This window comes from Enterobacter sp. EC_50, assembly GCF_019584525.1.
Classification (GTDB): Bacteria; Pseudomonadota; Gammaproteobacteria; order Enterobacterales; family Enterobacteriaceae; genus Enterobacter; species Enterobacter roggenkampii.
Window position 1 is genome coordinate 68,057 of the sequence record NZ_VDAF01000023.1, and the last position, 6,671, is coordinate 74,727.

The following is a 6,671-nucleotide window of genomic DNA, read 5'->3' on the forward strand; positions in this document are numbered from 1 at the left end:
GAGTACCCTGCGATGATAAATACAACAAAGCTTGACCCGATCGAAACCGCGTCCCTTGACGAATTACAGGCGCTGCAGACCGCGCGTCTGAAATGGACGCTGCATCACGCCTATAACAACGTGCCGATGTACAAACGCAAGTTTGATGCTGCGGGCGTTCATCCTGACGATTTCAACGAGCTAGCGGATATCCGTAAGTTCCCGTGCACCACCAAGCAGGACCTGCGGGATAACTACCCGTTCGATACCTTTGCCGTGCCGATGGAGCAGGTGGTGCGCATTCACGCGTCATCCGGCACCACCGGCAAGCCGACCGTTGTCGGCTACACCCAGGGCGACATCGACAACTGGGCCAACCTGGTGGCGCGCTCCCTGCGCGCGGCGGGCGGCAGCGCGAAGGACAAAATTCACGTGGCGTATGGCTACGGCCTGTTTACCGGCGGGCTGGGGGCGCACTACGGGGCCGAGCGTTTAGGCGCGACGGTGATCCCGATGTCCGGCGGCCAGACGGAGAAACAGGCGCAGCTGATCCGCGATTTCCAGCCGGACATGATCATGGTGACGCCATCCTACTGTCTCAACCTGATTGAGGAGCTGGAGCGCCAGATGGGCGGCGATGCCAGCGGCTGTTCCCTGCGCGTGGGCGTCTTCGGCGCCGAGCCGTGGACGCAGGCCATGCGCCGTGAAATTGAAAAACGCTTAGGCATTACGGCCCTGGACATCTATGGCCTCTCCGAAGTGATGGGGCCGGGCGTGGCGATGGAGTGTATCGAAACCGTCGACGGTCCGACCATCTGGGAAGATCATTTCTACCCGGAGATCGTTAACCCGAACGACGGCACGCCGCTGGATGACGGCCAGCAGGGCGAACTGCTGTTCACCACGCTGACCAAAGAGGCGCTGCCGGTGATCCGCTACCGCACCCGCGACCTGACGCGCCTGCTCCCGGCCACCGCGCGCAGCATGCGCCGTATGGACCGCATCAGCGGCCGCAGCGACGATATGCTGATCATTCGCGGCGTCAACGTCTTCCCGTCGCAGCTGGAGGAGGAGATTGTGAAGTTCGAACATCTCTCTCCGCACTACCAGCTGGAGGTGAACCGTCGCGGGCATCTTGATTCACTTTCCGTGAAGGTGGAGCTGAAAGAGAGCAGCCTGACGCTGACGCACGAGCAGCGTTGCCAGGTGTGCCACCAGCTGCGCCACCGTATTAAGTCGATGGTGGGGATTTCCACCGACGTGACGATCGTGAACTGCGGCAGCATCCCGCGCTCGGAGGGCAAAGCCTGCCGGGTGTTTGACCTGCGTAAAGTTGCGGCCAACGGCTAAGTTTCCTCTCACCCCGGCCCTCTCCCAAAGGGAGGGGGTTAGGGTGACGGGCTATCCCGGAATCCTATGCTATGATTCATCCAGGACAAAAATAACAACAGAATGAATCACATGAATAAACTCGACGCCTTTATCCAGCACGCGGTCAGCTCCGTTCCCGTCAGCGGGACCTCGCTTATCTCCTCGTTATACGGTGACGCGCTTTCCCATCGCGGCGGTGAGATTTGGCTCGGCAGCCTGGCTGCCTTACTGGAAGGCATGGGGTTTGGCGAACGGTTCGTGCGTACCGCGCTGTTTCGCCTCAACAAAGAGGGCTGGCTGGACGTCTCGCGCATCGGGCGACGCAGCTTTTACCGCCTGAGCGATAAGGGGCTGCGCCTGACGCGTCGCGCGGAGAATAAGATCTACCGCGCGGAACTGCCCGCCTGGGACGGTAAATGGTTACTGCTGCTCTCCGAGGGGCTGGATAAAACCACCCTGGCCGACGTTAAAAAGCAGCTGATCTGGCAGGGGTTTGGCACGCTGGCGCCGAGCCTGATGGCCTCGCCGTCGCAGCATCTGGCGGACGTGCAGTCCCTGCTTCACGATGCCGGCGTGGCCGAAAACGTGATTTTTTTTGAAGCCCACTCGCCGCTGGCGCTCTCGCGCGCCGCGCTGCGTTCACGCGTAGAAGAGTGCTGGCAGCTAACCGAGCAAAACGCGATGTACGAGTCGTTTATCAACTCGTTCCGGCCGCTGCTGCCGCTGCTGAAAGAGGCCGCGCCGGAGGAGCTGACGCCGGAACGCTGCTTCCAGATCCAGCTGCTGCTGATTCACTTTTATCGTCGCGTGGTGCTGAAGGACCCGCTGCTGCCGGAAGAGTTACTGCCTGCGCACTGGGCGGGGCAAAGCGCCCGACAGCTCTGCATAAATATCTATCAGCGTGTCGCGCCGGGAGCGCTGGCGTTTGTCAGCGAGAAGGGCGAAACCTCCGTCGGTGAACTGCCCGTGCCCGGCACGCTCTACTATCAACGCTTTGGTGGTCTTACAAGCGCATAAGGAGGGAAGATGCCTGTTTATCAAATTGACGGCCTGACGCCGGTCGTGCCTGACGAGAGCTACGTTCATCCCACTGCGGTGCTCATTGGCGACGTGATTCTGGGCAAAGGCGTGTATGTCGGTCCCAATGCCAGCCTGCGCGGTGATTTTGGCCGTATCGTGGTGAAAGACGGGGCGAACATTCAGGATAACTGCGTGATGCACGGCTTCCCGGAGCAGGACACCGTGGTGGAAGAGGACGGGCACATCGGCCACAGCGCCATTCTTCACGGCTGCGTGATCCGCCGCAATGCGCTGGTGGGCATGAACGCGGTGGTGATGGACGGGGCGGTCATTGGTGAAAACAGCATCGTCGGCGCGGCGGCGTTCGTGAAGGCCAAAGCGGAGATGCCTGCCAACCATCTGATTATCGGCAGCCCGGCCAAAGCGATTCGTGAGCTAAGCGAGCAGGAGCTGGCGTGGAAGCGGCAGGGCACGCGGGAGTATCAGGTGCTGGTGGAGCGCTGCAAGCTCACTATGCACCAGGTTGAGCCGCTGCGCGAGGTTGAGCCTGAACGGAAACGGCTGACGTTTGACGAGAATTTGAGGCCGAAGTCGGCGGTGTAAGGGGAGATCCGCTTCGTGCTGGAGCGGACGTTGCCTTAGAGCGATTATCGTTTTAAAAAAACTGACAAAATGTAAAAGGACAATCACTATGCTCCTGGAGAAGCTTATTGGACTTGAATGTTCTCTACATGGCGAGATGCGAAAAGACAGGGAATGGCTCGAACAGATACTTCATAAAGAATTCAGAGAAATAACGCGTAGAGGTGTGTTAGTCACTCGTACTGAGACAATAGAATGCCTTTCTGATGAAGTAAACGCGCCGACTATTCTCAGCAGCGATTTTCAACTCATTAGCGTAAGCGATAATATCGCAATATTATATTACAGGACGTTTAATCAGGATGGCAGTCGTGCTTCTCTTCGTTCTTCATGTTGGGAGCGTTTTGATAATGACCAGTGGAAGCTGGTGTTTCATCAGGGGACACCCGAATCGCAATAGAGTTAGATGTAAATAAGCTCATCGTTCATTCTTTTGCATTGCATAGCGCAATATACCTATCGACTTAGTTTTTTTGGTGAAATGTAAGCCTTAAAAAACTCGTATTATATATTTTTAATGGTGAAGTACAATGCAGTCGCTGTTTTAGCCAGCTGTAAATGGCACTAACGGGAAGATGTTCCCCCGCCTCACCATGCTATAAATCCTCCGACACAGACTCATCACGATAAAGGACGCAGAGTTATGCTGAGAGGAAAACGCGCTGTTATCACGGGTGGCGGGGGGGGATTTGGTCAGGCGCTTTGCGTCTGGCTGGCGCGAGAGGGCGTTGACGTGGATTTTAGCGCCCGTCGGGTCGAGGATATTGAAAAAACCTGCGCCCTCATCGCGGCTGAAGGGGGTGTGGCAAGAGGGTATCTCTGCGATTTAGCCCAGCCGGAATCCATTTCTCAGTTCTCTTCACAGATCTTACGTTCAGAAAAGCCAATCGATATTTTAATACTGAATGCTGCTCAGTGGCTGTCAGGGACGATAGACGAACAATCGAGCACAGAAATCGTCAGTACCGTCAGTTCAGGCCTGACTGGTTCAATCCTGCTCACCCAGGCGCTGCTTCCAGGATTGCGACGCTCAGAGAGCGCTGACATCATTGCGATTATTTCCGCATGCGGTATTCCGAATTTTACAGATTCCATTGCCCATCCCGCTTTTTTTGCCAGCAAACACGGGCTCAGCGGCTTTACAACGAAACTGTCAGAACACTTATCCAAAGAAAATATTCGGGTAACCGGGTTATATCCGCCTGATTTTGAACTGACCGGTTTAGATGCGCATGTCGATAATCAAACAAGAATGGGGCAGCGTCTGATGAATGGATGGTCAATCTGGGAAACGATGCGTTTTGTACTGACTCAGCCTCGAAGTTGCCATATTAGTACCATCTACTTTCAGGGGCCGACTCGTGAAGATCTGGCACATCAGGCCTGAATCTGACGGCGGGCGTTCACCGTTATTGCTGATAAACGCGCTCAGGCATCCTATTATTCGCAAAACGGTTGCCAGAGGTAATAAGGCCGTCTTTTTTCGCCATATCCATCAAAAGCGCGATGCCAATGTAATTACTCCAGTTAAAGGTATTTTGCAGCACTACCACCGCATTGCCTCTTTCTTTGTCATAACCGATAAAGCTGGAGTAGCCGCCGATATAGCCGACCTGATAGGTGATTTTCTCCAGACCGATAAAGTCGGTGGTCCAGGCAATACCCTGTACTCCGTCAGGTCGTTGAATGTCGGTATCCCTGACTTCGGCAAAGACGCTGTCCAGTAAGCGATTGTGAGTCGTCGATACGTGATAGCGCGCATAGGCCGCCAGATCTTCAGCGTTGCTGTATAAGCTCGCTGCCGCCACCATATTATTGGAAAAATGCCAGTCCGGTGTGAGCTGCCCGCGCGGGATAAATTTCGGCTGATCGCCCGCGTGGCCAAGCGCACGCTGGGGGTACCCTTTTAGCTGCCGGGGCGTAAAGCTGCTGTTAGCCATTTGCAGCGGATGGAAAATATAGCGCGAGGCTAAACTCTGGATATCTTCGCCGGTTTTGTGCTTCAGGATGTAGCCGATCAGGGCGTAGCCGGTATTGGAGTATTGCGGCACTTTATTCTTTGGCGCTCGCCAGTCGGCGAGGTAGAGCAGCACGTTATCGCTATCCAGCTCACCGTAGAAATTATCGCCGGTGCTTAAGTAGCCGATAAATTTTCCAAGCATCGGAACATCCATATTCTGACGCGGCAGGCCGGAGGTGTGGGTGACCAGTTCAAGTAGGGTGATTTTTTGTGCATCCGCGCTAAGCGCCGTCCCCGGCGGAAGCAATGTCGCCAGGCTATCGTTCCAGTTCAGTTGCCCTTCATTCACCAGACAAGCCACTACTTCTGCCGTGATCCCTTTGCTGAGCGAGCCGAGCGCAAACAGGGTGTCGGTCCTGATCGGATAGCGATTGACCGCATCGGTTACGCCCCAGGTGTAAAACTGCGGTGAGCCGTGATTATGGATCACCGCGACCGTCATCCCGGGAACGGATTTTTGCGCCATGTAGTGACGCACCACGCTGTCAACGTCGCCATCCAGCGAATCATGAGTGAGAAGTTCCTGAGTGCCTTCCGGGGAGGACATTTGCGAGAGCGTGCCACAACCGCTGAGGAGTGGCAGAGTAAGCAGAAGCCAGCGAAATTTTTTTGTTATGTTCTGCATACCTGATAGCGAGTGTGATGGTCATGGCGCGCCAGGAATGTATCACAAATAGCCTGCTTGAATGTAAACTTTCTACACGGTGACGGCCCTGCGGGTGGTCACCATGACTTTTCGGCCAGCTTTGAGGGATATTAGTATGACTCGCTTTTATCAACTTACCGCCACCCGTCTGGATGGGCAGCTTATCTCTATGGCCGACTATGCGGGTAAGGTCATTCTGGTTGTGAATACGGCCAGCCAGTGCGGCTTTACGCCCCAGTATGCGGGTCTTGAAGCACTGTACAAAAAATACGCCGATCAAGGGCTGGTGGTGCTTGGCTTCCCCTGCAACCAGTTCGGTAAGCAGGAACCTGGCGGTGCCGACGACATCTCAAAGACCTGTTACATTAATTACGGCGTCAGCTTTCCCATGTTCGAGAAAGTCGAGGTAAACGGCGCCGCAGCACATCCGATTTTTCGTTATCTGAAAGACGAATTGTCTGGCGTGCTGGGTGGGCGGATTAAGTGGAACTTTACTAAATTTCTGATCGGCCGTGACGGTAAACCCCTCAAGCGCTTTGCACCGATGACTACGCCCGAGAAAATGGAGGGGGCAATTGTTGCGGCACTGGGAAGGTGAGTGTTTTTGTCGCCAGAGCCATCTGTTTGTCGGGGATAGCCGATATTCTGATGTCCGCTCTGTGCCAGATGCGGACGTCGAGGAGAATGTTATTTTGATGCGAAATATTTGCGTAATATTTTTTCTAATAACGAGAAAACGACCGTCACCCTTTTGGGAGTAATCAGCTGGTAAGGCCGATATAAATAAAATTGCCATTTCTCCTGTCGCAGTTCTGGCAATGGGGGAAAAAGTTGGCCGCTTGCTAAGTACTCCCTACAGATAAAGTCGCTGGACTGTACGGTAATGACTCCAACTTATTGATAGTGTTTTATGTTCAGATAATGCCCGATGACTTTGTCATGCAACTCCACCGATTTTGAGAACGACAGCGACTTCCGTCCCAGCCGTGCCAG

Annotated in this window: 8 protein-coding genes; 6 read left to right on the forward strand and 2 right to left on the reverse strand. The window is 54.7% G+C overall.

The window, feature by feature from the left end; all coding sequences use genetic code 11:
* The first annotated feature begins 12 nt into the window (after positions 1-12).
* From paaK to FHC48_RS18285, 5 genes are all read left to right on the forward strand, one after another.
* Positions 13-1,329, forward strand: a complete 1,317-nt coding sequence (gene paaK, locus FHC48_RS18265) for a phenylacetate--CoA ligase PaaK (protein ID WP_045335932.1) — start codon at positions 13-15, stop codon at positions 1,327-1,329.
* Between the two features lie 102 nt (positions 1,330-1,431).
* On the forward strand, positions 1,432-2,367 hold the full coding sequence (gene paaX / locus FHC48_RS18270; RefSeq protein ID WP_021241337.1) for a phenylacetic acid degradation operon negative regulatory protein PaaX: 936 nt from the start codon (positions 1,432-1,434) through the stop codon (positions 2,365-2,367).
* 9 nt (positions 2,368-2,376) lie between these two features.
* Positions 2,377-2,973, forward strand: a complete 597-nt coding sequence (paaY, locus tag FHC48_RS18275) for a phenylacetic acid degradation protein PaaY (RefSeq protein WP_059363428.1) — start codon at positions 2,377-2,379, stop codon at positions 2,971-2,973.
* A 136-nt stretch (positions 2,974-3,109) separates the two neighbouring features.
* Positions 3,110-3,412: a DUF4440 domain-containing protein gene (locus FHC48_RS18280; protein ID WP_404997227.1), complete on the forward strand. Its 303-nt coding sequence runs from the start codon at positions 3,110-3,112 to the stop codon at positions 3,410-3,412.
* 243 nt (positions 3,413-3,655) lie between these two features.
* Entirely contained in the window at positions 3,656-4,399 is a 744-nt protein-coding gene (locus FHC48_RS18285; RefSeq protein ID WP_087449867.1) for an SDR family oxidoreductase, read from the forward strand.
* Positions 4,400-4,421: 22 nt separating this feature from the next.
* Here FHC48_RS18285 and FHC48_RS18290 read toward each other — a convergent pair whose 3' ends face one another.
* Complete coding sequence (locus FHC48_RS18290; protein ID WP_119312103.1) at positions 4,422-5,657, reverse strand: serine hydrolase; 1,236 nt, start codon at positions 5,655-5,657, stop codon at positions 4,422-4,424.
* 136 nt (positions 5,658-5,793) lie between these two features.
* On the opposite strand from FHC48_RS18290, the gene FHC48_RS18295 reads away from it, so the two are divergent.
* Positions 5,794-6,276: a glutathione peroxidase gene (locus FHC48_RS18295; RefSeq protein ID WP_119312104.1), complete on the forward strand. Its 483-nt coding sequence runs from the start codon at positions 5,794-5,796 to the stop codon at positions 6,274-6,276.
* A 296-nt stretch (positions 6,277-6,572) separates the two neighbouring features.
* On the opposite strand, the gene FHC48_RS18300 is transcribed toward FHC48_RS18295, so the two are convergent.
* The coding region (locus FHC48_RS18300) for an IS1 family transposase (RefSeq protein ID WP_000641146.1) at positions 6,573-6,671 on the reverse strand (99 nt) is incomplete at its 5' end.